The 24,066-nt window shown below is 72.8% G+C and carries 24 protein-coding genes; 6 read left to right on the top strand and 18 right to left on the bottom strand.

What is annotated here, in order from left to right:
• The first annotated feature begins 22 nt into the window (after window positions 1–22).
• The gene (locus ACGF0J_RS07125) at window positions 23–1,006 is read left to right on the top strand and encodes a CapA family protein (protein ID WP_393142827.1); all 984 of its coding nucleotides are present in this window, start codon (window positions 23–25) and stop codon (window positions 1,004–1,006) included.
• An 86-nt stretch (window positions 1,007–1,092) separates the two neighbouring features.
• On the opposite strand, the gene ACGF0J_RS07120 is transcribed toward ACGF0J_RS07125, so the two are convergent.
• Window positions 1,093–2,514, bottom strand: coding sequence for an AAA family ATPase (locus tag ACGF0J_RS07120; RefSeq protein WP_393142825.1), 1,422 nt, complete (start codon window positions 2,512–2,514; stop codon window positions 1,093–1,095).
• A gap of 126 nt (window positions 2,515–2,640) precedes the next feature.
• A complete protein-coding gene (locus tag ACGF0J_RS07115; RefSeq protein ID WP_393142823.1) occupies window positions 2,641–2,892 on the bottom strand; it encodes a hypothetical protein in 252 nt (83 codons plus the stop codon).
• Window positions 2,893–3,025: 133 nt separating this feature from the next.
• Here ACGF0J_RS07115 and ACGF0J_RS07110 point away from each other — a divergent pair, with 133 nt between their 5' ends.
• Window positions 3,026–3,460 (top strand): hypothetical protein, encoded by a 435-nt coding sequence (locus ACGF0J_RS07110; protein WP_393142821.1) that lies wholly within the window; start codon window positions 3,026–3,028, stop codon window positions 3,458–3,460.
• Window positions 3,461–3,544: 84 nt separating this feature from the next.
• Here ACGF0J_RS07110 and ACGF0J_RS07105 read toward each other — a convergent pair whose 3' ends face one another.
• The 6 genes from ACGF0J_RS07105 to ACGF0J_RS07080 all read right to left on the bottom strand — a co-directional run bounded on the left by ACGF0J_RS07105 (window position 3,545) and on the right by ACGF0J_RS07080 (window position 8,864).
• Window positions 3,545–4,018 carry a lamin tail domain-containing protein gene (locus ACGF0J_RS07105; RefSeq protein WP_393142819.1) on the bottom strand — a complete coding sequence of 158 codons (474 nt, stop codon included), beginning with the start codon at window positions 4,016–4,018 and terminating at the stop codon, window positions 3,545–3,547.
• 277 nt (window positions 4,019–4,295) lie between these two features.
• Window positions 4,296–5,321 carry a FecCD family ABC transporter permease gene (locus ACGF0J_RS07100; protein ID WP_393142817.1) on the bottom strand — a complete coding sequence of 342 codons (1,026 nt, stop codon included), beginning with the start codon at window positions 5,319–5,321 and terminating at the stop codon, window positions 4,296–4,298.
• Between the two features lie 4 nt (window positions 5,322–5,325).
• A complete protein-coding gene (locus ACGF0J_RS07095; protein ID WP_393142815.1) occupies window positions 5,326–6,324 on the bottom strand; it encodes a FecCD family ABC transporter permease in 999 nt (332 codons plus the stop codon).
• Complete coding sequence (locus tag ACGF0J_RS07090; protein ID WP_393142813.1) at window positions 6,321–7,349, bottom strand: iron-siderophore ABC transporter substrate-binding protein; 1,029 nt, start codon at window positions 7,347–7,349, stop codon at window positions 6,321–6,323. The genes ACGF0J_RS07095 and ACGF0J_RS07090 overlap by 4 nt, the downstream gene beginning before the upstream one ends.
• Window positions 7,350–7,372: 23 nt before the next feature.
• Window positions 7,373–8,368 (bottom strand): siderophore-interacting protein, encoded by a 996-nt coding sequence (locus tag ACGF0J_RS07085; protein WP_393142811.1) that lies wholly within the window; start codon window positions 8,366–8,368, stop codon window positions 7,373–7,375.
• 187 nt (window positions 8,369–8,555) lie between these two features.
• Window positions 8,556–8,864, bottom strand: coding sequence for a DUF3817 domain-containing protein (locus ACGF0J_RS07080; protein WP_393142809.1), 309 nt, complete (start codon window positions 8,862–8,864; stop codon window positions 8,556–8,558).
• 80 nt (window positions 8,865–8,944) lie between these two features.
• Between ACGF0J_RS07080 and ACGF0J_RS07075 the strand changes: the two genes are divergently transcribed.
• The gene (locus tag ACGF0J_RS07075; protein ID WP_393142807.1) at window positions 8,945–9,859 is read left to right on the top strand and encodes a LysR family transcriptional regulator; all 915 of its coding nucleotides are present in this window, start codon (window positions 8,945–8,947) and stop codon (window positions 9,857–9,859) included.
• Here the strand turns inward: ACGF0J_RS07075 and ACGF0J_RS07070 are convergent.
• Genes ACGF0J_RS07070 through ACGF0J_RS07050 form a run of 5 tightly spaced genes read right to left on the bottom strand, consistent with a single transcriptional unit; the run spans window position 9,856 to window position 14,679 of the window.
• Window positions 9,856–10,620: a serine hydrolase gene (locus tag ACGF0J_RS07070; RefSeq protein WP_393142805.1), complete on the bottom strand. Its 765-nt coding sequence runs from the start codon at window positions 10,618–10,620 to the stop codon at window positions 9,856–9,858. The two genes, ACGF0J_RS07075 and ACGF0J_RS07070, sit on opposite strands and share 4 nt — an antisense overlap.
• Complete coding sequence (locus ACGF0J_RS07065; RefSeq protein WP_393142803.1) at window positions 10,617–12,200, bottom strand: amidohydrolase family protein; 1,584 nt, start codon at window positions 12,198–12,200, stop codon at window positions 10,617–10,619. Before ACGF0J_RS07065 ends, ACGF0J_RS07070 begins: the two co-directional genes overlap by 4 nt.
• 31 nt (window positions 12,201–12,231) lie before the next feature.
• On the bottom strand, window positions 12,232–12,984 hold the full coding sequence (locus tag ACGF0J_RS07060) for an amino acid ABC transporter ATP-binding protein (protein WP_393143890.1): 753 nt from the start codon (window positions 12,982–12,984) through the stop codon (window positions 12,232–12,234).
• A 1-nt stretch (window position 12,985) separates the two neighbouring features.
• The gene (locus ACGF0J_RS07055; protein WP_393142801.1) at window positions 12,986–13,816 is read right to left on the bottom strand and encodes an amino acid ABC transporter permease; all 831 of its coding nucleotides are present in this window, start codon (window positions 13,814–13,816) and stop codon (window positions 12,986–12,988) included.
• A complete protein-coding gene (locus ACGF0J_RS07050; RefSeq protein WP_393142799.1) occupies window positions 13,813–14,679 on the bottom strand; it encodes an ABC transporter substrate-binding protein in 867 nt (288 codons plus the stop codon). Before ACGF0J_RS07050 ends, ACGF0J_RS07055 begins: the two co-directional genes overlap by 4 nt.
• Before the next feature lie 170 nt (window positions 14,680–14,849).
• On the opposite strand from ACGF0J_RS07050, the gene lysA reads away from it, so the two are divergent.
• Complete coding sequence (lysA, locus tag ACGF0J_RS07045) at window positions 14,850–16,037, top strand: diaminopimelate decarboxylase (protein WP_393143888.1); 1,188 nt, start codon at window positions 14,850–14,852, stop codon at window positions 16,035–16,037.
• 46 nt (window positions 16,038–16,083) lie between these two features.
• Here the strand turns inward: lysA and ACGF0J_RS07040 are convergent, their stop codons facing one another.
• The 3 genes from ACGF0J_RS07040 to ACGF0J_RS07030 form a co-directional block, all read right to left on the bottom strand.
• Window positions 16,084–16,842: a hypothetical protein gene (locus tag ACGF0J_RS07040; protein ID WP_393142797.1), complete on the bottom strand. Its 759-nt coding sequence runs from the start codon at window positions 16,840–16,842 to the stop codon at window positions 16,084–16,086.
• Between the two features lie 140 nt (window positions 16,843–16,982).
• Entirely contained in the window at window positions 16,983–17,507 is a 525-nt protein-coding gene (locus ACGF0J_RS07035; RefSeq protein ID WP_393142795.1) for a BBE domain-containing protein, read from the bottom strand.
• A gap of 268 nt (window positions 17,508–17,775) precedes the next feature.
• Window positions 17,776–18,204, bottom strand: a complete 429-nt coding sequence (locus tag ACGF0J_RS07030; protein ID WP_393142793.1) for a DUF4267 domain-containing protein — start codon at window positions 18,202–18,204, stop codon at window positions 17,776–17,778.
• A gap of 107 nt (window positions 18,205–18,311) precedes the next feature.
• On the opposite strand from ACGF0J_RS07030, the gene ACGF0J_RS07025 reads away from it, so the two are divergent.
• Window positions 18,312–21,572: a BTAD domain-containing putative transcriptional regulator gene (locus ACGF0J_RS07025; RefSeq protein WP_393142791.1), complete on the top strand. Its 3,261-nt coding sequence runs from the start codon at window positions 18,312–18,314 to the stop codon at window positions 21,570–21,572.
• Window positions 21,573–21,590: 18 nt separating this feature from the next.
• Here ACGF0J_RS07025 and ACGF0J_RS07020 read toward each other — a convergent pair whose 3' ends face one another.
• Window positions 21,591–21,959, bottom strand: coding sequence for a hypothetical protein (locus ACGF0J_RS07020; protein ID WP_393142789.1), 369 nt, complete (start codon window positions 21,957–21,959; stop codon window positions 21,591–21,593).
• Window positions 21,960–22,148: 189 nt separating this feature from the next.
• Window positions 22,149–23,399 carry an MFS transporter gene (locus tag ACGF0J_RS07015; RefSeq protein ID WP_393142787.1) on the bottom strand — a complete coding sequence of 417 codons (1,251 nt, stop codon included), beginning with the start codon at window positions 23,397–23,399 and terminating at the stop codon, window positions 22,149–22,151.
• Between the two features lie 83 nt (window positions 23,400–23,482).
• Here ACGF0J_RS07015 and ACGF0J_RS07010 point away from each other — a divergent pair, with 83 nt between their 5' ends.
• Entirely contained in the window at window positions 23,483–23,941 is a 459-nt protein-coding gene (locus ACGF0J_RS07010; RefSeq protein WP_393142784.1) for a winged helix-turn-helix transcriptional regulator, read from the top strand.
• Window positions 23,942–24,066 lie beyond the last annotated feature (125 nt).

Here is a 24,066-nt window from a genome sequence, read left to right as displayed (position 1 = left end):
AAGGAAGGGCGACGAGACACGGATGTCTCTCACACTGGCCCTGGCGGGTGACACGATGCTGGGTCGCGGCGTGGCCGACAAACTGGGACGCACCGCCGAGCCCGAAGCCTTCGTCTCCGCGGAGGTATGTCAACGTCTCGCCGGAGCGGATCTCGTCCTGCTCAACCTCGAATGCTGCCTCTCCGACCGGGGGACGCCGTGGCCGGGCAGGCGCTTCCGCTTCCGCGCGCCGCCGCAGGCCGCCGACCTGCTGGCCGGCCTCGGCGTCGGCTGTGTCACGCTGGCCAACAACCACGCCCTCGACTACGGCCCCGACGCGCTGCGCGACACCTGCCGGCACCTCACCCGAGCCGGGATCCGCCACGTGGGCGTGGGAGACCATCTCGCCGAGGCCCGCCGTCCGCTCCAGGTCGAGGTCGGGGGCCTGCGGATCGCGATCGTCGCCTTCGCCGACCACCCCACGGACTTCGCCGCCGGCGTCTCCCACATCGGCATCGCCCACGCCGACCTGGCCACCGGGACGCCCTCGTGGCTCAGGGAGACGGTCAGCAGCCTGCGCGACCGCGCCGACACGGTTCTCCTCACCCCGCACTGGGGCCCGAACATGGTCACCGAGCCGCTGCCGTACATCCGCCACTCCGCGGACGCGCTGCTCGCGGCCGGGGTCACGCTCGTGGCGGGCCATTCGGCGCACGTCTTCCACGGCGTCGCCCCGCCGGTCCTGTACGACCTGGGCGACTTCCTCGACGACTACGCGACCGACCCGCTGACGCGCAACGACCTCGGCCTGCTGTGGCTGGTCACCCTGGACGAGCACGGCCCGGTGCGACTGCGGGCCCTGCCGCTGAAGCTCGGCTACGCGCACACCCGCACAGCCACCGGCGACGACTGGCGGTGGATCCGCGACCGCTTCACCGTCGCCTGCGCCCGCCTCGACAGCTCCGTCCGCGTGACCGGCCAGGACCTGGTCGTCGAGCTCCGTGACCAGCCGGGAGGCACACCGTGACACGCCGGCACCCGCCCGTCGTCCCGCACCCCGCCCAGGCGGGCGTCGAGCCGTTCCCGCTGACGAGACGAAAGGGCCCTGCCCGATCAGCCCGGTTCCATCTGCGGGCGCCGGAACCGCCAGGGGCTGGTGGTCCACCTGGCGTGGATCGCCCTCAGCGCGCGTTCGAGCGCCTGGTCCTGACCCGCGCTGGTGTCGATCTCGATCGCGTCCGGCCAGGGAGCCGTCCCGGCCGCCATGGCCGCGGCGATCGCCTGGTCGGCGTCGGAGACCCCGCCCGCGCGCCGAGCCAGGCGCTCCATGCCGACCTGCCGCAGAGCGGTGCAGCGCAGTTCGACGAGGTCGGAGAAGGTGCGCCGGGCGACGTCGCCGGCGGCCGTCCGGTGTGCCGCGTCGGTCCAGGAGGCGTCGAGGATGACCGACTCTCCGTGGCGGAGGAGCACCTCGGCCCGAGCGAGCAGTTCGCGGTACGTGCGTTCCGTCCAGTCCTCGCTGTAGATCCCCTCGCCGAAACGGGCGGGCGCGGGCTGCTCCGGGGCGATGCCGGCGATCTCCTTGCGGACGCGGTCGCTGTTCAGGACCGCGAATCCGAAGCGGTCGGCGACGGCGGCGGCCAGTGTCGACTTGCCGGTGCCCGGCAGCCCGCCGACGACGATCAGCGTGACCGCCCCGGCCTCGAGGTGGCGTAGCGCGAGCCCGGCGAGGTCGCGGGCCTGCCACCCCGCCTCGGGATCTCCCTGCCAGTGGCGGAGGCAGGACACCTTGGCCCGGACGAAGGCCCGGTAGGCGACGTAGTGGTGCCACAGCGAGGTCGGCGAGGGATCGTCGGAGAACTCGGCGTACCAGTGCAGGAGCAGCTCCGCCAGCCGGGGCGCGCCGAGCCGCTCCAGGTCCATGGCCAGGAAGGCCACGTCGTCCAGCCCGTCCACGAATCGGAGCCGATCGTCGAACTCCAGGCAGTCCAGGATGCGCGGGCCGTCGTCCAGGCAGAAGATGTCGTCGGCGAGCAGGTCACCATGGCCGTCCACGACGCGTCGCCCGGCGATCCGGGAGGCGAAGAGGCGGTCGCGGCCGTCGAGGAAACGCAGGGCGAGGCGCTCGATCAAGTCGAGGCCGCCGAGGTCGAGAGCCGCGTCGGGCAGCGCGCGGACCTGCTCGAAGCCGGCGACCCAGCGGGAGCGCAGCGCCGGCCTCGCCCCCTGCGCGTCGACCCGCGGGTCGTGGCGGGCGCGGCCGTGCATGCTCGCGACCATTCGGGCGACCTGCCGCACGTGCGCCTCCACCGGCATGCCCGCGCGCACCATGGTGGCCAGGCGGCGCTCCTCCGGCAGCCGCCGCATCACGACCAGGTGCTCGCAGGGCTCCCCGTCAGGGCCGAGCACGTCGGCGACACCCTCGTAGACGTCGGGCGCCAGCCGCCGGTTCAACTCCACCTCGTTCCGGCAGACGGCCAGCCGCGCCTCACGGGTGGTGAAGTCGAGGAAGCCGAGATTCACCGGCTTCTTCACCTTGAAAGCATGGTCTCCGAGAAAGATCACCACGGAGGCGTGGGTCTCCCGGATCTCCGCCCACGGTCTCATCGACGCTTGTTGTCCCCCCATGCCTGGCTCTTTCCCCTGGTCACGGCCCCTGACTCAGACTGCTTCGGGTGTGCGGCAGGTGCGGGTCGAAGGCGAAGTCGTCGCCAGGTGGCGGTCCACCGCCTGTTCGGCGATGTTGACGTGCGTCACGTGCGGCCACCCGAAGTCGCGCCGCTCCCGTGGCCCCAGCCAGGCCACGATCCGCCCAGGCATGATGCGGCCGGGATGCGGCGCGTGCGCGGCGGCAGAGCAGGTTCGTCCGCCCGTCGCCGTGCCGCCACGGCCGGAAGCTCTGCGGGTGTTCACCACGCCGGAGCCTGGCCCGGACACCTAAAGAGAACAAGCCTCATTGGAGACTTGCTCTCAAGTGAGACCAAGTGTCACAATTGATCGTCGGCGCCGCCCGCCCAACTCCGCCAAGCCCCGCAAGGAGCCCGCCATGTCCCCCGCCACATCCCTGAACCCCAAGATCGTCGGCCAGGCCGAGTACGCGCACGAGGCCGTCCTGGCCCGGGCCCTGGCCACGACCGGCCTCACCAAGCAACACTGGATCGCGCTGACCCTGGCCGCCACCGCAGCGGAGCCACCCGCCGCCGGCACGCTGACCGGGCACCTCACCCGCGCCCTGCGCGGCGCCGAACCCGCGGCCGTGCACCGGATCCTGGGCGACCTGGTCACCGGCGGGCTGCTCACCACCGAGCACACCGTCACCACCGCCGGGCAGGAGCTGTTCGCGCGAGTCCGCGCCGAGACCGGGCAGGTCATCTCCCGCGCCTACGCCGGCATCCCCGCCGACGACCTCCTGACCGCCGCCCGCGTCCTCGAACTGGTCACGGACCGCCTCGACCAGGAGTCCGCCCGCGCCGGGACCTGATCCCCCGGCAGTCCCCCCGCACCCGGCCCGGCGCCTGCAGAGGCGAGGGGGCGCATCTCCACGGCGCGGCCCCCTCTCGCTGCGTCAGCAGTTCTTGTAGTCGGAGCGGGCGCTGTTGTACGAGCACGAGTGGACGAGCCGGCCTCGGGCGTCGCGGAGATATCCGGTGTCCTTGGTCTGGTTCCAGATGTAGGCGTAGGTGCCGCCGCCGCTCCGGCCCCAGAACAGGGTGGTGGAGGTGTCGCGGCCCTTACCGGTCCGCAGGGTGACCGTCTTCCCGGCCCGCAGCGTGAAGGTGCCGAACGTGTAGACGTGGTCCGCCCGGGTCGTCTGGTCGCGGACGGTCCAGCCTCTGAGGTTGACCGCGCTCCGCCCGGTGTTCTTGACCTGCACGTACTCGCCGTTGACGCTACTGTTCGCGCCGGAGTCCGGCGAGCCGGGCGAGTCGTACCAGATCCGGGAGATCTTCACCGTGGGGGCGGCGGCCTGGGCGGGAGCCGCCGGCGTGAGAGCTGTGGCGGTGACCACCAGGGCGACGAGGGGGGCGGCAAGGCGCATCTGTGGTCCTTCTGGGGTTCGGGGGTGTGGGCCGTGTGTATGACGCCCCACGAGGGGCCGGCGTTCACGCCTCCTCGGCGAGTCGCCGGATTTCACCGAAGAGGTGACGTGTCGGCAGCCGAGAGGTCCCCGCCCACGGTCACGGCTTGCCGTCCGGCGGACTGGTAGCGATCGTGACGACGGTCACCGCCGGCCTCCGCTCATGGGTGAGCCGGACGAACACCTTGGAGCGGCCCCGGGCAACCGAAGCCCCCATGGTCTTCTCCGCGACGACGCCTCAGCGGGGCGAGCGGGAGCGGGCCAGCAGCCACAGCAGCAGCGGCGCCCCCAGCACCCCGGTGACCACCCCGACCGGCAGCTCCACGTCCGGGATGAGCAGCCGGGCGATCAGGTCGGCCGCCAGCACGAGGAACGACCCGGTCAGCGCGGACACCAGCGGCGGCGCCCAGGCCGTGCGGGCCAGCCGCCGGGCGATGTGCGGCGCGGCCAGCGCGACGAAGGCGACCGGGCCAGCGGCCGAGGTGCCGAACGCGACCAGCGCGACGCCCGTCAGCAGCAACGACAGCCGGGCGAGCTGCACCGGAGTGCCGAGCACGCGGGCGACCTCGTCGCCGAGCTGCAAAGCGCGCGTCCAGCGGCCGAGGAGCAGCGTGACGGGCACGAGCACGGCCAGGGCGATCGCCAGGGGCACGGCGTGCGCGTAGGTGCGCCCGTTCAGGTTGCCGAACAGCCAGCCGAGTGCCTGCTGCGCCTGGAAGTCGCCGCTGACGACCATGAGGTACTCGGTGGCGCTCGTGCACATCCAGGCCACGCCGATGCCCACGAGCACGATGCGGTGCCCGCTCGCGCCGCGCCGCCAGGCGAGCACGTAGGTGACCAGCGCGGCGAGCACCGCACCGGCGAAGCCCAGCGCCTGCGATCCGACGGCCGCCCCCGACGCGATGCCCGCCACCACGGCGGCACCGGCCCCCTGCGTGACCCCGATCATGTCGGGGCTGGCGAGCGGGTTGCGGGTCATGGTCTGGAACAACGCCCCGGACAGTCCGAAGGCGGCGCCCGCGAGCAGCCCGGTCAGCGCCCGAGGCAGGCGCAGCTCGTGCACGACGAACAAGGTCCCCTGGTCGCCGCCGCCGGCCAGCGACCGGATCACCTCGCCGAGCCCCAGCGGGTACTCGCCGAGCGCGATGCCGAGGCAGAACGCCATGAACGCCGCCGCCGCCACGACCAGGCAGGCGCCCACGACCCGGGGCCGCAGCAGGCCGGACACGGGCGGCACGGACAGCCGGAAGGCGATCCCGCTCACCGGTTCACAGCTCCGCCAGGCGCCGGCGGCGGGCCAGCACGACGAAGAACGGTCCGCCGACGAACGCGACCAGCAGCCCCGCCTGCACCTCGATCGGCGGTGCCACCACCCGCCCCACCACGTCGGCCGTGAGCAGCAGGCACGGCCCGAGCAGCGCGGACAGGGGCAGCAGCAGGCGATGGTCGGTCGCGGCACCGCCGAGGCCGGCCACCATCCGGGCCACCTGCGGCACCACCAGGCCGACGAAGACCACGGGCCCGATGGCCGCCACCGCGGCGCCGGTCAGCAGCATCACGGCCGCCATCCCCTGCAGCCGGACCAGCCCGACCCGCCGGCCCAGCCCGGTCGCCACGTCGTCGCCCAGGGCGAGGCTGTTGAGCGCGGGCCCGGCGGCGACCGCGAGCGCCACCCCGGCCAGCACGAACGGCGCCAGTTGCGGCAGCGACTGCGCGCCGGTGCCGGACAGCGACCCCGCCGACCAGAACCGGAACCTGCTCAGCGACTCGGGGTCCACCAGCACGAACGCGCTGGTCAACGAGCTGAGCAGGAACGTCACCGCGACGCCGGCGAGAGCCAGTTTGACCGGCGTCAGCCCGTCGCGGCCCAGCCGTCCCAGGCCGTACACGGTCATGCTCGCGGCCAGCGCGCCCGCGAAGGCGAACCACACGAATCCCGCGGGCGCCGTGATCCCGAGCACGCCGATGGCCAGCACCACGGCGAACGCGGCGCCGGCGCTGACGCCCAGCACTCCGGGGTCGGCCAGCGGGTTGCGGGTGAGCGCCTGCATGAGCGCGCCCGACAGGCCGAGCGCCGCCCCGGCCAGCACGCCGACCAGCGTCCGCGGCACCCGCACGGCCCACACCACGTCGCGGACGTCCTGGTCGGTCACCGTACCGGACAGCACGCCCACCACGTCCGCGAGCGGGACCTGCCGGGCGCCCAGGGCGAGCGACAGCAGGCAGACCAGGGCGAGCGCGCCCGCCGGCAGCACGAGGAGCCTCACGACGGCAGGGACACCTTGGTCGCCGGATCGCCGTCCACCGCGTCCGCGAGCCTGGGCACCAGGGTGTCGACCACGTACGGCACGCTGAGCACGGTGAGGAAGGCGACGGCGTTGCCGTGATCGGTTTTCTCCGGCAGGTAGACCTCCCTGCCCTCCTTCACCACGTCCAGCGCCTTGTAGACGGCGTCGCCGTGCAGCGTCTTCTCGCCCTGGGCGAGGTCCGTGACGCTCCAGACGATCACGTCGGTGTCCAGCAGGTCGAGCCGCTCGCGGCTGATGTTGGCGCCGAACTTGTCGCCGATGGCGGTGTCCAGGCCCTCGGGCAGCTTGAAGCCGAGCGAGCCGAGCAGCCGGGAGCGCGGGTCCTGGCTGCCGAAGACGAAGAAGCCTTCGTAGGTGGTGGCCATCAGCCCGGTGGCGTCCGCGAACTCCGGGTGCTGCCGCCGCGCCTGCGCGATCCGGTCCTCCGCCTGCGCGACCAGCCTGTCCGCCTCGGCGGCCTTGCCGACTGCGGCGCCGACCTTCTTGGTCACCTCCTGCCACGGGATGCCGTAGTCGACGTGCTCCGCCGGCTGGGCGACCGTGGGGGCGATCTTGGACAGGGTGGCGTACTGCTCCTTGGTGAGGCCGGAGTACAGGCCCAGGATCAGGTCCGGCCGGAGTGCCGCGATCTTCTCCAGTTGGGGGCCGCTGCCGGTGTCCTTGAGCACCTGGGGCAGGGGCGCGCCGCCGACCTTGGCCCTGGCCCACGGGCCGATGGCACCGGGATAGCCGCCGAACCACTCGGTGGTCGCGACGGGGACCACGCCGAGGGCGAGCAGCGCGTCCTGCTCCAGCAGGCCGACGGTGACCACGCGAGTGGGCGCGGCGGGGATGGTGGTGCTGCCGTACTTGTGCGTCAGGGTGACGGGGAAGCCCGTGGCCGCGGGCGCCCCGCCCGCCGCGGGGGTGGGGGCGGGGGGCGACGCGCCGCAGGCGGCCACGGCCAGCAGGAGTGCGGCCACGAGGGCCAGTGCGCGGGTCAAGGGAGGTGCCTCCTGGTCGGGTGTTACTCGTTGATCTCGGCGCGGCCCAGCCGCCAGTAGCCCATGAAGGCGACGCAGCGCCGGTCCATGCCGCGTTCGGTGACGACATGCCGGCGCAGGGCCCTGATGACGCCGGCCTCACCCGCCAGCCAGGCGTACAGCGGCCCGGCGGCGTCCGGCCGCTCCTCCGGGACGTCCCACAGCTCGTCGTCGTCCGCGTCGCCGAAGCTCGCGCCGCCGAAGCCCCCGCCGCCGAAGCTCGCGCCGCCGAAGCCCGTGCCCGCCAGGTCCGCGCCGTCGCCCGGGTCCCCGCCGTCGCCCGGGTCCCCGCCGCCCGCTCCCGCGGTTGCGGGCAGCAGGAGCCGGGCGGCGTCCCGTACGGCGGGCAGGAGCAGGCCGCCCCGCTCGGCGCCGTCCCTGGGCAGCCAGCCGATCTCGACGGCGGCGGCCGGCTGGACGTCGAGGATGTCCGCCTCGCCGGGCACCTCCATCAGCGCCCGGCCGCGGAGGCCGGCGGGCAGCCGTTCGAGGATGGCGCAGATCGCGGGCACGGCGGTCTCGTCGCCGGCGAGCAACACGCAGCCGGTGTCGGCCGGCGGGTCGAACACGACGTCACCGCGCAGGTCGCCGGTGTAGCGCGCGTCGGCGCCGAAGATCAGGGTTTCGTCGCCCGGCCGGACCGTCTCGGCCCACCGGGCGGCCGGGCCGCCGTCGCGGTGCATGACCACGTCCACGTCCACCTCGCCCGTCTCGGGCCGCACCTGGCGGGCGGTGTAGGTGCGCAGCGGGTTGCGGTGCCCGTCGGGGAGCGCGCGCCAGCGGGTGAACCAGTCGGGGCCATCGGGCATGTGCGCCAGGCCGTGCTCGGGCAGCGGGAGGACGAGCTTGATCCGCTGGTCGAACCCGCGGTCAGCGAAGAGGTGTAGGTCGTCGCCGGTGAGGGTGACGCGGAGGAAGGACGGGCTCAGCCGCTTGAGCCGGTCCACGCGGACACGGAACATGCGGAAGGGCTCGACCATGCACTCGCTCCATTCGTTAGGCGAGGCTAACCTAACTCATGGGCGATCGTCGGTCCAGAGCGGACCCCGCTGAACGCTTGCCGGGCACCGGCATGACCCCACCACGATCCATGTCCTGCTCGCCCGGCTGCGCGCCGACGGCCGCGCGGCCCGGCCGGCCGGGCGTCGCTCGGCAGGCCCGCCCGGGTCAGGCGTACTGCCCGGCCTCCTGCCGGTCCGCCGCGCGCGCCGCCATCCGCCGCTCGAACCAGAGCGAGGTGAACGGCGGGACCGCGCACGCCAGGCCGAGCACCACCGCGCCCCGGCTCCAGCCCGCCTCCCGCGCCGAGAACAGCACCCCGGCCACGTACAACACGAACAGCGCCCCGTGGATCGGCCCGAACACCTTCACCCCGAGCTCCCCGGTCTCGGCCACGTACTTGAAGTACATCCCGACCAACAGCCCCGCCCACGAGCACGCCTCGGCGACGGCCACAACTCGGAACCAGCGCAGCATGCCTCACTCCTCCACCCGGGGATACCGCCGCATACTCTACAGCCTGTAGAGGACCGTGCAGGAGGCCTAGGCTTGGTCCCGTGTTGAGTAGCAACCGGCTGCGTGTCCTGCTTGAGGTGTTCAGGACGGGCAGCATCGCCGGCGCGGCAAGGGTGTTGAAGCTGTCGCCGTCCGCCGTGTCCCACCAGTTGTCCCGCCTGGAGCAGGAGGCGGGGGTCGGCCTGGTCGAGCGCAACGCGCAGAGCCTGCGACTGACCGAGGCCGGGCGCCGCCTCGCCATCCGGGCGCAGGAGGTCGTCGACATCATCGAGGCGGCGGAGAAGGACCTGCTCGCCCAGGCCAGGGTGGACGCCGGTGAGCTGCGCATCGGCTTCTTCGCCTCCGCCGGGTACCGGCTGCTGCCGCTGGCGCTGTCGCGGTTCGCCTCCCGGTACCCCAAGGTGGCGCTCGACCTGGTGGAGGGGCAGCCGTACGAGCTGCTGCCCGATCTGGAGCGCGGGGCGCTCGACGTGCTGGTGGTCTTCGAGCACGCCCTCGACCCGTGGCAGTGCCCCGAGGGGGTGGAGGTGGTCCACCTGTTCGACGAGCCGCAACTCCTGGTCCTGCCGACCGGTCACCCCGTCGCCCAGCGGCCCAGGGTACGGCTGGCGGACCTGGCCGACGAGCCGTGGATCACCACGTTCGGAGCCGAGCACCCGGTGTCGATCCTGGAGCGGGCCGGCACGCTGGAGGGCTTCTCACCGCAGATCCGCTGCCGCAGCGACCACTACGAGGTGACGATCGGCCTGGTGCGGGCCGGGCTCGGCGTCGCGCTGGTGCCGAGCCTCGGCCTGCAGGGCGCGACAGGGCTGCACACCTGCCGCCTGACCACGCCGAACCTGTTCCGCAGGATCGGCGTGGCCAGGCGGCCGACCAACCCGAACCCGGCCGCCCGGTCCTTCCTGGCCTACCTGCGCACCGCCTCGGCGCAGCTCAGGAACTCGATGGAGCCCTAGCCGCGCCGAGGCGGGCGGCGGTGTCCAGCCCTGCCCGCCGTACGGCGGGCGATGTCCAGCCCCGCCCGCCGTACGGCGGAGGCCAGCTCGTGCCCGCTGCCCGAGGGGCCGTGGGCGAGGACGGCGTAGGCCATCCGCCCGTGCATGATGCCGACGTCGGACCTGACGCCCTCGTCGGTGCCGGTCTTGTTGGCCAGCCAGTCGCCCTCGGGGTCGTGCCTGACCAGGGCGGGGACGAGGCCGTGGTCGGTGTTCTGCCGCATCCAGCCGCGCATGAGGACCTGCCAGTCGCCCGGACCCGCGACGAGGGCGGCCAGCCCGCAGAGCTCGGCGGCGGTGCCGATCGCGAACGTCGGCGGGTCCTCGGGGCCGCGGGGTTCCCTGATGCGGTCGAGCAGCCTGGTCCTCGACAGCCCGAGGGCCGCGGCCGCCGCGTTGACCCGGTCCAGGCCGACCTCGCGCAGCAGCGCGTTGGTGGCGGTGTTGTCGCTGACCGCGGCGGTCAGCAACGCCAGGTCGCCGACCGTCCAGCCGCGCCCGGACAGCGACGGCAGCAGGCCCGAACCGCCGCAGTAGTCGTCGTCGCGCAGCGTCACGGGGGTGTCGGGGTGGAGGATGCCGCCCTCGATGCTCATCGCCACCTCGGCCAGCAGGAGCAGCTTGCCGACGCTGGCCAGCGGCAGCTCGGCGTCCTCGTGGACGCCGTGGAACTCGCCCGTCACCAGGTCCCGCGTCGCGACGGCGAGCGTGATGTCGTTCACCGCCCGATCATCCTTCCCGGTCTGTCCTCGGTGAGCGTGCCGCCTTCCACGGCGACCCGTCCCGCCACGACGACGGCCCGGATGCCGGAGGGGGGCAGCAGCGGGTCGGCGTAGGTGGCGCCGTCGGCCACCGTCTCGGGGTCGAGCAGCACCAGGTCGGCGTGCGCGCCGTCGCGCACGACTCCTCTGCCGGCCAGCCCGAACCGGTCCGCCGCCATGCCGGTCATCTTGTGGACGGCCACCTCCAGCGGGAACAGGCCCTGGTCGCGGGAGTACCGGCCGAGCACCCTGGGGAAGGTGCCGGCCAGGCGGGGGTGCGGATGACCCGGCTTGGGCACGCCGTCCGATCCGATCATGGCGAAGTCGCTGGCCAGGACCCGCTGGACGTCGTCCTCACGCATCGAGTGGCTGATGATCGTCACCTCTCCCTCTTCGGCGAGGAGCAGCTCGGCGGCCGTGTCCACGGGGTCCCCGCCCAGCTCGGCGATCGTGCGGCCCTCGACCTCGGGATGGCGGACGGCGCAGGCGACCGAGATGCGGTCCCATCCGCCGTTGCCGACCGTGTTCTCCCATCCGGGCACGCCCTCCTCGATCGCCTCGCGCATCCGGTCGCGCTGGCCGGGGTCGCGCAGCCGGTCGAGCAGCGCCTCGGTGCCGCCGTCGTTGGCCCACGGGGGGAACATCGCCGCCAGCGACGTGCTGCCCTCGGTGTAGGGGTAGACGTCGCAGGTGACGTCCATGCCCCGGGCCCGCAGTTCGGCGATGCGCGGGAGCGTGCGCCGGGTCCTGCCCCAGGCGTGCCTGCCCGCGGTCTTGTGGTGGCTGACGTGCAGCGCGGCCCCGCTCCTGCGGGCGATCTCGACGGCCTCCTCCAATGCCTCCTCGACGCGGGACATCTCGTCCCTCAGGTGGGTGACGTACGGCTTGCCGTGCTTGGCGGCGACGCGGGCGAGCGCGACCACCTCGGCGGTGTCGCCGTAGGTGCCGGGGGTGTAGATGAGCCCCGTGGACAGCCCGGCCGCCCCGGCGGCCAGCGCGTCGTCCAGCAGCGCGCACATGGTGTCGAGCTCTGCGGGGGTGGCCGGGCGGTCGTCGTAGCCGAGCACGCCCGCCCTGAGGGTGCCGTGGCCGACGAGGGAGGTGAGGTGGTTCGGCCTGGGGACCCGCTCGTGCGCCTCGACAAACGCCCCATAGTCCAGAAATATCGGGATGTCGCCGCCGAAGCCGGCCCTGCTCGACCGGCGCAGCGCCGGCGCGCGTTCGGGCAGCGCGGGAAACAGGCTCGACCCGCAGTTGCCGCAGATCTCCACGGTGACGCCCATGCGCACGGGAGCGGCGGCCAGCTCCCTGCCCGCCTCGCCGAGCAGGGTGACCGCGTCGGAGTGGGTGTGGACGTCGATGAAGCCGGGGGCGACCACCAGCCCGGTGGCGTCGATCACCCGCGCTCCCCCGCCGTCGGCCGGGCCGCCCCTGGGCAGCAGGACGAGGCGGTCACCGCTGACGCCGACGTCGGCACGGCGCAGCGGCGCGCCCGTCCCGTCGGCGACGAGCCCGCCACTGATCAGCACGTCGAGGCTCACGGAGCCGAACCCTTCACGAGGAGCGAGCCGTTCACAGGACCTGCCCGAGGAAGGCGCGGGTGCGCTCGTGGCGCGGCCGGGACAGCACCTCGCGGGGCGGGCCCTCCTCCACGATCACGCCGTCGTCGATGAACACCAGGTGGTCGCCCGCCTCCCTGGCGAAGCCCATCTCGTGGGTGACCACGATCATCGTCATCCCGCTGGCCGCCAGGTCACGCATGACCTGCAGCACCTCCTGCACCAGTTCGGGGTCGAGCGCGCTGGTCGGCTCGTCGAACAGCATGAGCTTCGGGTCCATCGCCAGGCTGCGCGCGATCGCGACCCGCTGCTGCTGGCCGCCCGACAACTGCCGGGGATAGGACCCGGCCCGGTCGGCCAGACCCACCCTGTCGAGCAGCGCCATCGCCTGCGAGGCGGCCGCCGCCTTCGGCACGCGCTTCACCGTGCACGGGCCCTCCATGACGTTCTCCAGCGCGGTCATGTGCGGGAACAGGTGGAAGCGCTGGAAGACCATGCCGATCTCCTGGCGCTGACGGCACAGCTCCTCGGGACGCAGCAGGTGCAGCCGGCCGCCCTTCTCGGTGAAGCCCATGAGCGCGCCGTCCACCCACACCCGGCCCGCGTCGATCGTCTCCAGCCTGTTGACGCAGCGCAGCAGCGTCGACTTGCCCGAGCCCGAAGGACCCACCACGCAGACCACCCCGCCGGCCGGCACGTCGAGGCTGACGCCTTTCAGCACCTCGAGCTGCCCGAAGCGCTTCCTGACCGACTCGATCTTCACCATGCTAGTGGCCACGGCTGAACCTCCTCTCCAGGAAGCGCTGGCCGACGGTGGCCACGCTGGTGAGCAGCAGATACCACGCCGAGGCGACCACCAGCAGCGCGATCACCTCGAAGTTGTCCAGGTAGATGCGCTGGGAGACGGTCAGCAGCTCGGCGCCGGAGATGACCGAGACCATCGAGGTGGTCTTCAGCATCGAGATGAACTGGTTGCCGGTCGGCGGGATGATCACCCGCATCGCCTGGGGCAGCACGACCCTGCGCAGGATCTGCCGGTGCGTCATGCCGAGCGACTCGGCGGCCTCCCGTTGACCGGGATCGACCGAGCGGATGCCGGCGCGGACGATCTCGGCCATGTAGGCGCCCTCGTTGATGGTCAGTCCCAGCAGCGCCGCCGTGAACGGTGTGATCAGCTCGTTGGCCGGCCACTGCAGGAACATCGGCCCGCCGAACGGGACGCCGATCCCGATCTCCGGGAAGACCAGGCCGATGTTGAACCAGAAGATGAGCTGCACCAGCAGCGGCGTGCCGCGGAAGAACCAGGTGTACAGGCCCGCCGCGCCGCGCAGCACGGGGCTGTCCGACAGCTGCATGACGGCGGCGGCCACACCCAGGCCGACGCCGATGACCATGGACAGCACGGTCAGCGCGATCGTGACCCACAGGCCGCCGAGGATGCGGCCGTCCAGCAGGAACGCGGCGATCACGTCCCAGTGCAGGTTGGGGTTGACGACGACGGTGTAGGCCAGCCACGCCATCGTCAGCAGCGCGAGCGCCGCCACGACGAGCCGCCCTGGTCTGGGCGGCCGCGCCGCCTCGATCGGGAGCTCCATCATGCGCCGGTGTTGATCGTGACCTTGGCCACGGCGTTCGCCGTCGTGCCGTACTTCTCCAGGATCTTGCCGTACTCGCCGTTGTCGATCAGCTCCTGCAGCGCCTTGGCGACGGCGTCGCGCAGGCCGGTCTGCTTCTTGTCGATCGCGATGCCCCACGGGCCGGCGTCGTACTGCTCGGGCAGGACCTCGTACTTGCCGGTCTCCTTGGCGTACATGGCGGCCACGGGCGAGTCGACGATGGTGGCGACGGTGCGGCCGGAGTCGATGGACAGCAGGCCGGTCGGCGCGTCCTCGCTCTGCATGATCTCCATCTTCTGCGCGCACTTGTCGTTCTGACGCTTGCCGATCTCCAGGTTGGAACTGCCCTTGGCCAGGACCACCTTCCTGCCGCACAGGTCGGCGAGGGTCCTGATGCCCTCGGGGTTGCCCTTCTTGACCATGATCGAGCCGCCGGCGTTGAAGTAGTCGACGAAGTCGACGGCCTTGCGGCGCTGCTCCAGGTCGCTGAGCGCGGCCATGGCGATGTCCCACCTGCCGCCCTGCAACCCCGGGATGAGGCCGTCGAAGGAGGCGTTGATGATGCGGGTCCGCAGCCCGAGCCGCGCCCCGATGGCGGTCGCCAGGTCGGCGTCCACGCCGGTCATCTCCTGGGTGCCCGGCTTGTACATCTCCATCGGCGGGTAGCCCTCCGAGGTCGCCATCCGCAGCTCGCCGGACTCTCGAACGGCTTCGGGGACGAGGTCCTTGGCGCTCTTGCCGGTCGAGGAGGGCGGCGTGGGCGCCGCCGAACCCGAGGTGGACCTTCCGCATCCCACGCCCAACGCGCAGACCGCCGCCAGGGCGATGACCAGGTGTTTTTGCATGGCACCTCATGGTGGCCAGGCGATCAGGCGGCACCAAGCCTCGTGAAGGCATGCGAGCCTCACCCACGAATCCATCGATGCTTGGCCCTGCGAGGCGTCGCGGTTGCCTACGCTCGCGCCCCATGAGCTTGGACATCTAGCCCCGGACCGCCGCCTGGCACGGCGGGGAACTGCATCTCGGCGGCATCGGCGCGGTCGAACTGGCCCGGGTGCACGGCACGCCCGCCTACGTGCTGGACGAGGCCGACTTCACCGCTCGCGCGCGGGCGTGGCTGGACGCGCTCCCCGACGGCGACGTCCACTACGGCGGCAAGGCCTTCCTCTGTCCCGAAGTGGTGCGCTGGCTCGACCGGCTCGGCCTGTCCCTCGACGTCTGTACGGGCGGCGAGCTCGCCGTGGCCATGGCGGGCGGGATGCCGCCCGAGCGGGTCGTCTTCCACGGCAACAACAAGTCACCCGCCGAGCTGCGCCGCGCCGTGACCTGGGGCATCGGCTGCGTGGTCGTCGACTCCTTCACCGAGATCTCCAGGCTCGCCGCGATCGCCGCCTCGCTGGGCGTCCGGCAGCGGGTGATGATCAGGGTGACCCCGGGCGTCGACCCGCACACCCACGCCTCCATCGCCACCGGCGGCGAGGACTCCAAGTTCGGCTTCTCGCTCAGCGCCGGCGCCGCTGCGCTCGCGGTGCGGCGGGTGGCCGCCGAGCCCTCGCTGGAGCTGTACGGCCTGCACTCCCACATCGGCTCACAGATCTTCGAACTGGACGCCTTCGGCACCGCCGCCGCCAGGATGGCCGAGTTCGCCGCGGCCGTCGGCGTCACCCGGCTCGACCTGGGCGGCGGCCTCGGCATCGGCTACACGCCGGACGACCCGACCCCGCCGACCCCCGCCGAGCTGCTCACGGTGCTCAGGAAGGAGACGGCGGGCCTGCGCCTGGCCGTCGAACCGGGCAGGTCCATCGCGGGACCGTCCACAGTGGCGCTCTACGAGATCGGCACGATCAAGGGCCGGTTCGTGAGCGTGAACGGCGGCATGAGCGACAACCCCCGCCCCGGCATGTACGGCGCCGCCTACACCGCCGCCCTGGCCAACCGCGCCTCCGACGCCCCGCTCAGCCCGTTCACCGTGGTCGGCAAGCACTGCGAGAGCGGTGACGTGCTGGTCAGGGACCTCCCGCTGCCCGACGACGTCCGGCCCGGCGACCTGCTCGCCGTACCGGTGTCGGGCGCCTACCAGCGCTCCATGGCCGGCAACTACAACCACGTGCCCCGGCCCCCGGTCGTGGCGGTGCGGGACGGCGCGGCCCGGGCCATCGTCCGCCGCGAGAGCGAGGAGGACCTGCTGCGGCTCTACCTGTGAGGAGAACGGCGCCTCCGCTGAGCCTCCCCAGGCGACCAGTCACCCGTCAGCTGGTGAACCGCCCCTCACGGGTGTACTTGCAGGCCCCACTGAGGCAGTTGGGGCTGGACCCCCAGCCGTCGTCATAGGTGACCTTGCGGTGGAGCTTGATCTTGCCCTTGACCTCTTCCGCCTGAAGCCCGGGGCCGACCTTCTCCTCCGCGTGCTTCCACCAACTGGTGCCGTTCCAGTAGTACAGCCGGTGCCGGGCCCACAGGTGACTCGGCGAGCCCACCGGCAGGCAGTTGAAGATGAAGCTCTCCGCGCGACGCTCCTTGAAACCGCCGAAGTCGAGGGTGGTGTACGACTTGGGAGCCAGGCCGGCCTGGGCGTTGTCGTGCCAGAGGTGCCAGCCGAAGTGTTCGGCGGTGCACGAGGCGGAGAGCGCGGCGCCGGCCGGAGCGGCCAGGCCGCGTACGGTGATCGGCTCGCTGGTGATCCGCCGCCGCTGCAGCTCGGCGGGCAGGTCGGCGCCGTGGTCATCGACGAGCCGCTGGGGCACCGGCACGTCGGGCGGGGTGATCTCCAGGTAGGTCTGCAGGTAGCTGTTGCTCCGCTCCCACGCGATGAGCGGCGCGCGGCCGATGATCCCGAGCTGGGACATCCCCACCTCGTTGGAGGGCCGGCTGTCGGAGAAGCTCACGGTGAGACCGGTCGTGTATTCGAGGTGCGCCAGCGGGATCTCCCGGTCGCTCTCCTCGGGCTCGGCCGCGGCCGGGGAGGAGACGAGCACCATCGTGGCGACGATGGCTGCGATTGATCTCATGCCACTCCTTACGGTTGAGGTTGCTTACTCGAAACGTTAGGAACCGCTCCTTTCAGTGGCCTTAAACAACAGCTCAGCGCATGCTTCCAGCGCGCCGGCGCCGCATCGGGACCTAGCAGCCGGCCAACCGGGGGGCGGAGCTATCCGAGCACCGGGTAGTTCGCGCGGAACACGTTGTGCGGGTCGCGGGCCCGCTTGATCTCCCGCAGTCGTGCCAGCGTGCTGCCGGAGAAGGACTTCGCCGCCGTGTCCCCGGGGGACAGCAGGGTGTACGGCTTGCGGCCGCTGACGTAGGCCCCCAGGTCAGCGACGACCTCGGCCTGCTTGGTGCGCGTCGCGTCGGCCGCGTGCGGCAGGCCGAGACCCAGGAGGCCGAGCAGGTACGGCTCGGCCACCGCTCCGCTCGCACCGGCCCCGCCGCCCGGCTCGGCCAGCGCCCCGCCCAGGTGCCTGATCTGCACGTTGACGAGCGGCTCGACGGGCTTGGCCAGCAGGAGCTCCACCGCGTCCGCGTCCAGGCCGGTGAGCAGCTCCGCACGCGTGATCGAGGGGGCCGGATCGGTGGGCTCGGCGCTGATGTCGCCCAGGTCGGCGACCGGGACGACGCCGCGGCTGTCGGAGATCGCGCCTTCGATCTTGTCGATGCGCGCCAGCAGGTCCTCCAACGCTCGGCTGCGCGGTCACCCTCATGCCCGCCCGCCGCGCATACCGCACGAGCGCCGCCACGTCATCGGCGTCCGCGGCCTCCGCCACGGCCGCCACCGGCTGCCTGACGGTCAGGTTCCACGCGGCGGCCGCCTGTTCGAAGCCGTCGTCGCCGGCCAGGAGCACGCGTCCCTTGAGGACACCCCGTAGATCGTTGATCGTCATCGTCGTCTCCCTTGTCGAGTTCTCGGAGCATGCGGAAGGAATACCGTGCCGCGCCACGGCACGTCAGGCGGGCTGCGCGGCGGGCGCCGGGGTGGCGGGCTCGTGGGCCTCGCGCGCCTTGCCGGTCTCGCGGAGGATCAGCACCCCCGTGACGGCGATCAGCGCCGCGGTCAGGCCGTGGATGCCGAACGCGGCGGCCGTGGAGCCGTGGTGGGCCAGGACGTTGACCATGTCACCGAACGGGGCGACGGCCACCATCAGCAGGACCCAGCCCAGTGCGCGGCGGTGGCCCGTCACCAGCAGGATGCCCATGGCCAGGCCCATCGCGATCTCGCGGCTGCTCTTCACGACGGGGAAGCCGCTGTCGTCAGAGGGCCAGTTCGGCAGGCCCGGGAAGGACGCCTCGACGGGCAGGACGAAGGACAACCCGAGGTAGAGGGTGAACAGGACGACGGCGGCGGCCAGGACGGTGTTGAGCTTCTTCGGCGACATGGTCGTTCTCCTTCGATGTTGCGACCGGGCTGGGTGTTCAGGGTGCTCCCGGGTGTTTGGAGGGGGCTTGGAGCCGATTTGGAACGTCCTCGTACGATGTGCAGATCATGGTCTTCATCCGGGTGCTGGGCGCGTTCGCGGCGGAGGTGGGCGGTGCGGCCGTTCACCTCGGCGGGCCGCGGCAGCGGGGCGTGCTGGCGTTGCTGGTGGCGGCGCGTGGGCAGGTCGTGCCGGTCGACCGGATGATCGAGGATCTGTGGCGCGGGGAGCCGCCCGCGCGGGCGCTGATGTCGCTGCAGGCGTATGTGTCGAACCTGCGCCGGCTGCTGGAGCCCGGACGTCCGCCGCGCACGCCGGCCCGGCTGCTGGTGAGCGCGGCGCCGGGTTACGCGCTGCGGCTGCCGCCGGAGGCGGTGGACGCGTGGCGGTTCGAGGGCCTGCTGGGCCAGGCGCGTACGGACACCGACCCACGCGCCGCGCAGGCTCGGCTCGCCGAGGCGCTGGGGCTGTGGCAGGGATCGGCGTTCGCCGAGGTCGCCGACGAGCCGTGGGCCGCCGCCGAGACGGCCCGGCTGAACGAGCTGCGCCTGGTCGCCGCCGAGTTGCACGTCGCGGCGGGTCTGCGCATCGGCGACCCCGCCGCGGTGGTTCCCGAGGCCGAGCGGCTCACCCGCGAGGAGCCCCTGCGCGAGGAAGGCTGGCGGTTGCACGCCTTGGCCCTGTGGAGCAGCGGCCGCCAGGGCGACGCGCTGGCGACGCTCCGTCGCGCCCGCGGTGTCCTGGCCGAGGAGCTCGGGCTCGACCCCGGCCCGGACCTGACGGCGTTGGAGGAGGCGATCCTCACCGGGCGCATAGACGTCCTCCGCGCGACCGTGCCCCCGCCCCCGCCCCCGCCCCCGCCCCCGCCGACCGCCCCGCTGCCGCAGGCGGCTCCCCTCCCGGGGGCGGCTCCGATCGCCGAGGCGCCGTTCGTCGGACGCGAGGCACAGCTGTCGGCGCTGGTCACGGCCGCCGCCGGGGCCGCCGCCGACGGAGCCCGTATCGCCCTTGTCACCGGCGAGGCCGGGCTCGGCAAGTCGACGCTGCTGGAACACCTCGGCAGGCGGCTCCAACGTGACGGGTGGCTGGTCGCCGTCGGCGGCTGCCCCGAGGTCGACGGCGCGCCGCCCGCGTGGGCCTGGACCGAGGCGCTGAGCGCCGTCGCCGCGGCCACGTCCCCGGGCGAGTTCGCGGCCGACCTCGCACCGCTGCTCACCGACACCGAGCCGGTGAACGCCGACGCCACCGCCGGACGGTTCCGCCTGCGCCGAGCCGTGTGGAGATGGCTCGCGGCGGTCGCCGCGGAACGCCCGGTCGCCGTCGTGCTGGACGACCTCCACTGGGCGGACGCCACCACGCTGGAACTGCTCGGCGGCGTCCTCGGCGTGCGGGCCCCGATCCTGGTCGTCGCCGCGTACCGCGCGGACGAGAGCGGGCACCTCACCGAAACGCTGGCCTCCCTCGCGCGCGCCACGCCCCTCCGCCTGGCGCTGCCGGGGCTGACCGACGAGGCCGTCGCGGAGCTCGTCCGGGCCGAATGCGGGGCCGAATGCGGGGCCGACGAGGAGACCATCGCGGGGATCGCCGAGCGCACCGGCGGCAACCCGTTCTACGTGCGCGAAAGCGCCCGGCTGCTGAACGGCGAAGGCGCGCTGGTCGCCCTCTCCGAGGTCCCCGAAGGCGTACGGGACGTCCTGCGCCGCCGGCTCGCGCGCCTGCCCGAGGGAGGCGTGTCCGTCCTCCGGCTCGCCGCCGTCGCGGGCCGGGAAAGCTCGGTGGACGTCCTCGTCAAGGCCGCCGACACCGACGAGGACGGGGTGCTGGACGCCCTGGACGCGGGCGTCATCGCCGGGTTGCTCGACGAGCCCGGCCCAGGCCTCATCCGCTTCGTCCACGCACTCGTCAGGGACACGCTCCTCGCCGACGTCAGCAGACTGCGTGCCACCCGGATGCATGCCCGCATCGCCGCCGCCCTGGAAGGCAGCGACGACATCGCGGCGCTGGCCCATCACTACGCGCGCGCCGGCTCACCGAAGGCCGTCGGCTACTGCGTCCAGGCCGCCGAGCTTGCCGAGGCCCGCTACGCCCACGACGTGGCGGCCGGTCTCCTCACCGACGCCGTCACCAACTCGACCGGACCGGACGAACGCGTCGAACTGCTCGGCAGGCTGCTGCGCGCGCAGATCCGGGCGGGGGCCGTCGCAGCCGCCCGCGAGACACGCCGCGCAGCCGTGGAGTACGCGGAGTCCCTGGGCCGCGACGACCTGATGATCGCCGCGTTCACCGCGTGGACAGAGCCGACCCCCTGGCAGGCCCGTACGTACGGCACAGTAGACCGGCCCGTCGTCGACCGCCTGAGCCGCCTGCTGAAGCGCGAACTGCCCCCTTCGGTGCGGTCCCGGCTCCTGACGGCGTACGCGCACGAACTGGTCGGCGAGGACGACCCGACCGTTGTGGAGGCAGCGCAGGAGGCACTCCGCCTCGCCACCGAACCCCGGTCGCGGGCCGCGGCGCTTGCGATCCTGGCCGAAGTGCACGGCGACGCCGAGCTCTGCCGGGAGCTCGTGGAGATCGGCATCGAGCACGACCTGCCGGTCCACCGCGTCACCGGGCTGCTCAACCATGCCGCCGTCGCCGCCGCCGCCAACGACCCGGTGACCATGCACCAGGTGATCACCGAGGCCCTGGAACTCGCGCGCGCCTACCGGATGCGCGAGGCGATCGCCGTCGCCGAGATCACGCTGGCGAGCCGGGCGCTCATCGAAGGCCGGTTCGCCGACGCCGAACTCCTCTACACCAAGGCCGCCGAGGGCATGCGACGCATCGGATCGGTGCACGCCACGGGCTTCCTCCACCTCGCCCTGGCCACGATCCGGCTGAACGAGGGCACGCTCGGCGCGCACCTGGACGACGTGCGCGCCCTCCACGCCACGCTCGGGCCGATGACCTCCGACCTGCTCGCGCTCGCCCTCCACGCGGGCGGCCTGGACGCCGAAGCCCGCGCCGTCCGCGCGTCCTCCGGCCCGATCCGCCACGACTTCTTCTTCACCTTCCTCACCACGTTGCGCGCGATGGCCGTCCTCGCCTTGAAGGACCGCGACGCCGCCGAGGAGATCTACGCGACGCTGCTCCCGCACCGCGACGGCCCCCCGGCGGGCGCCGCCAGCCTGTCGGTGGCGCTGCGCCCGGTCGCCCACATCCTCGGTGAGCTGGCCGCCTTCCTGGGCCGCGCCGAAGCCGCCGCCCATTTCGCCCAGGCCGCCACCATCGCCGACCTGTGGAACGCACCTCACTGGGCCGCCGAGGCCCGGTCACGAACCACCACCTAGCGCGGTGAGGCGGCGATTTCACCGGAGAGTGCCGCCAAGGGTTTCCGGCGTGGGCTGCGCGTGCTGAGGGGCGCCCCCGCAGCGCGGGAGGAGGACGGCGGTGAGGACGGCGGCCAGGCCGACGGCGCCGCCGATCTGATGTGAGGTCCTCAGGAGGTGATCGCGTCGTGCACGGCGGCGGCGAGCCGGTCGTGTTCCGGGTAGGACCAGCCGAAACCGGATGCCGTTGAGCGGGTCGGTGAAGGCGTCCACCACCTGCCGGCCGTGCGCGTAGGCGGCCAGCTGCGAGCCCGTCTGGCTGTCCTGCTCGGCCACCACCTCTGCGAACGCCTCCCGCACCCGCTCGAAGCCGTCCGCCACCGTTCCGTGAATATTCGTCCCGCTCATCGTCAGCAACCTTTCGTACGTGTTGGTCGCCGGCATGACGGCTGACACGAGCGAGAGGTGACCAGCGCTGCTCGGCTCGCTGACGGAGGCCGAGGACGTGGTCCGGGAGGCGTGACTACGGCCCGGTCACCGTCCGGGACTCGTGGTCGTGAGCAGCCTGGGGCGTCGAGGAGCCCTGCCCCGTTCCGGTCAGCTCTCGCCGGGGTGGGGGCGCAGCTCGCGGGCTTGGCTGCGGCTGCGGCGCCGCACTTCGCGCCGGATGTCTCGCCACTCCGGGCCGCCGCTGAAGCAAGCGCGGCGGCCGGCCGCCCAGACCACGAGGGCGCAGGCGGCGAAGGCCGCGCCGGCGATGCTGGAGCCTGTCCATGCCGCGCCGGCGAACACGGTGGTCGTGGTGGTGGCGCCGAGAGCGGAGCCGAGCGAGTAGAAGATCATGTAGCCGCCGATGACGCTGCTGGTGCGGTGCGGATGGGCCGTGGTGAGGAGGTGCTGGTTGCTCACGTGCACGGCCTGGACGGCCAGGTCGAGCACGACGACCCCGATGACGACGAGCCAAAGCGACCACGATGCCTGCCCGACGGCCAGCCATGAGGCGGTGAGGACGACGAGCGCTCCGCCGGTGACGGCGTTCGCGTGTCCGGCGTCGGCCCAGCGTCCCGCGCGGGCGGCGCCGAGCGCGCCGGCCAGGCCGGCCAGGCCGAACAGGCCGATCTGCGCGGGGCTCAGGTGCCAGGGGGCGGCCGCGAGAGGGAGCGTCAGGCCGCTCCACAGCGTGCCGAAGGAGGCGAACAGGAAGAACGCGATCAGCCCGCGCGTCAGGAACAGGCGCTCGCCGAACAGTTCGCCCAGCGATGTCAGCACCTGCCGATACGTGGCGCGCTCGGCACGCGTGTCCGGCGGCAGGGTTCTCAGGACCAGGCACGCCAGCGTCGCCAGGAGCACGGCGAGCGCGACGTACACGCCGCGCCAGCCCCACACCGCGGCCAGCCCGCCGGCCGCGACACGTCCGCCGAGAATGCCGATGACGACGCCGGAGGTCACCACGCCGAGGTCGCGGCCGCGTTCCTCGGGCGCGGACAGGGCGGCGGCGTAGGCGACCGTCGTCTGCACGACGACCGCGAACAGGCCCGCCACCACCAGTCCGGCGAGCAGCATCCACGTCCGGGTGGCTGTCGCGGCCAGCACCACACCCCCCGTGGTCAGCAGAAGGTGTCCCGCGATGAGCTTGCGCCGGTCGATCATGTCGCCCAACGGCACGAGAGCGGCCAGCCCCGCCAGATAGCCGAGCTGCCCGGCGGCGACGATCCATCCCAGGTTGGCATCCGGCACGCCCAGATCGCTTCCGATCTGGGCGAGAACCGGCTGCGCGGCGTAGACGCTCCCGACGGCGACCGCGCAGACCGCGGCGAACACCATCCTCATGCCGACGGTCAGGCCCATCCATCCTCCCAATCAGTAGCAGAATGCAACTAATTCGAGGTTACGGCAGAATGGTTTCAATCAGCAACTCTTCAGGAGGCGTGATGGCGCAGCCCGCGATCCGTGCCGACGAGGTGACCTGGACGGACTCGACCTGCCCGGTGGCGCGGACCCTCGACCTGATCGGTGACCGGTGGAGCCTGCTCATCGTCCGCGACGCCATGGACGGCGCGCGGGCGTTCACCGACTTCCAGCAGCGCACCGGCATCGCACGCAACATCCTCACCGACCGGCTCCGCCGGCTGGTCGAGCGCGGCGTCCTCGACCGGCGGACCGCGCCCACGGGCCGGCGGCAGCTCTACACCCTCACCCCTGCCGGGCGCGACCTCTTCACCGTCATCGTGGCCCTGCGCCAGTGGGGCGAACGCCACGCCTTCGCCTCCGACGAAACCCACTCCGTCCTCGTCGACGAACTCGGTCGCCCGCTCCCGGAGCTCCGGCTGGTCGGCTCCAACGGCGAACCCGCCGACGCCGACACCACCTCCGTACGGAAGGACCGCTGACGCCGTCATGTCGAGGTTGCGTCCCACCACGGCCGACAGACTCGTCGACCTGCGACCATGACCCGTCGGACGCTCCGGGCGCCGGCACCGGGTGGCGGCACTGGGTGGCGCGACACTCGCCGGCG

The organism is Nonomuraea sp. NPDC047897, assembly GCF_043204415.1.
Taxonomy (GTDB): Bacteria; Actinomycetota; Actinomycetes; order Streptosporangiales; family Streptosporangiaceae; genus Nonomuraea.
The sequence above is the reverse complement of the archived record's forward strand: the minus strand, read 5'-3'. Positions and strand labels throughout refer to the sequence as shown.

Coding starts and splice junctions, on each gene's coding strand:
- ACGF0J_RS07110 (WP_393142821.1), top strand. CDS start 3,026: ATGTCCCCCGCCACATCCCTGAACCCCAAGATCGTCGGCCAGGCCGAG.
- ACGF0J_RS07025 (WP_393142791.1), top strand. CDS start 18,312: ATGGTCTTCATCCGGGTGCTGGGCGCGTTCGCGGCGGAGGTGGGCGGT.
- ACGF0J_RS07080 (WP_393142809.1), bottom strand. CDS start 8,864: ATGCTGCGCTGGTTCCGAGTTGTGGCCGTCGCCGAGGCGTGCTCGTGG.
- ACGF0J_RS07125 (WP_393142827.1), top strand. CDS start 23: ATGTCTCTCACACTGGCCCTGGCGGGTGACACGATGCTGGGTCGCGGC.
- ACGF0J_RS07085 (WP_393142811.1), bottom strand. CDS start 8,368: ATGGTCGAGCCCTTCCGCATGTTCCGTGTCCGCGTGGACCGGCTCAAG.
- ACGF0J_RS07010 (WP_393142784.1), top strand. CDS start 23,483: ATGGCGCAGCCCGCGATCCGTGCCGACGAGGTGACCTGGACGGACTCG.
- ACGF0J_RS07015 (WP_393142787.1), bottom strand. CDS start 23,399: ATGGGCCTGACCGTCGGCATGAGGATGGTGTTCGCCGCGGTCTGCGCG.
- ACGF0J_RS07055 (WP_393142801.1), bottom strand. CDS start 13,816: ATGATGGAGCTCCCGATCGAGGCGGCGCGGCCGCCCAGACCAGGGCGG.
- ACGF0J_RS07040 (WP_393142797.1), bottom strand. CDS start 16,842: ATGAGATCAATCGCAGCCATCGTCGCCACGATGGTGCTCGTCTCCTCC.
- ACGF0J_RS07050 (WP_393142799.1), bottom strand. CDS start 14,679: ATGCAAAAACACCTGGTCATCGCCCTGGCGGCGGTCTGCGCGTTGGGC.
- ACGF0J_RS07060 (WP_393143890.1), bottom strand. CDS start 12,984: ATGGTGAAGATCGAGTCGGTCAGGAAGCGCTTCGGGCAGCTCGAGGTG.
- ACGF0J_RS07020 (WP_393142789.1), bottom strand. CDS start 21,959: ATGAGCGGGACGAATATTCACGGAACGGTGGCGGACGGCTTCGAGCGG.
- ACGF0J_RS07105 (WP_393142819.1), bottom strand. CDS start 4,018: ATGCGCCTTGCCGCCCCCCTCGTCGCCCTGGTGGTCACCGCCACAGCT.
- ACGF0J_RS07030 (WP_393142793.1), bottom strand. CDS start 18,204: ATGTCGCCGAAGAAGCTCAACACCGTCCTGGCCGCCGCCGTCGTCCTG.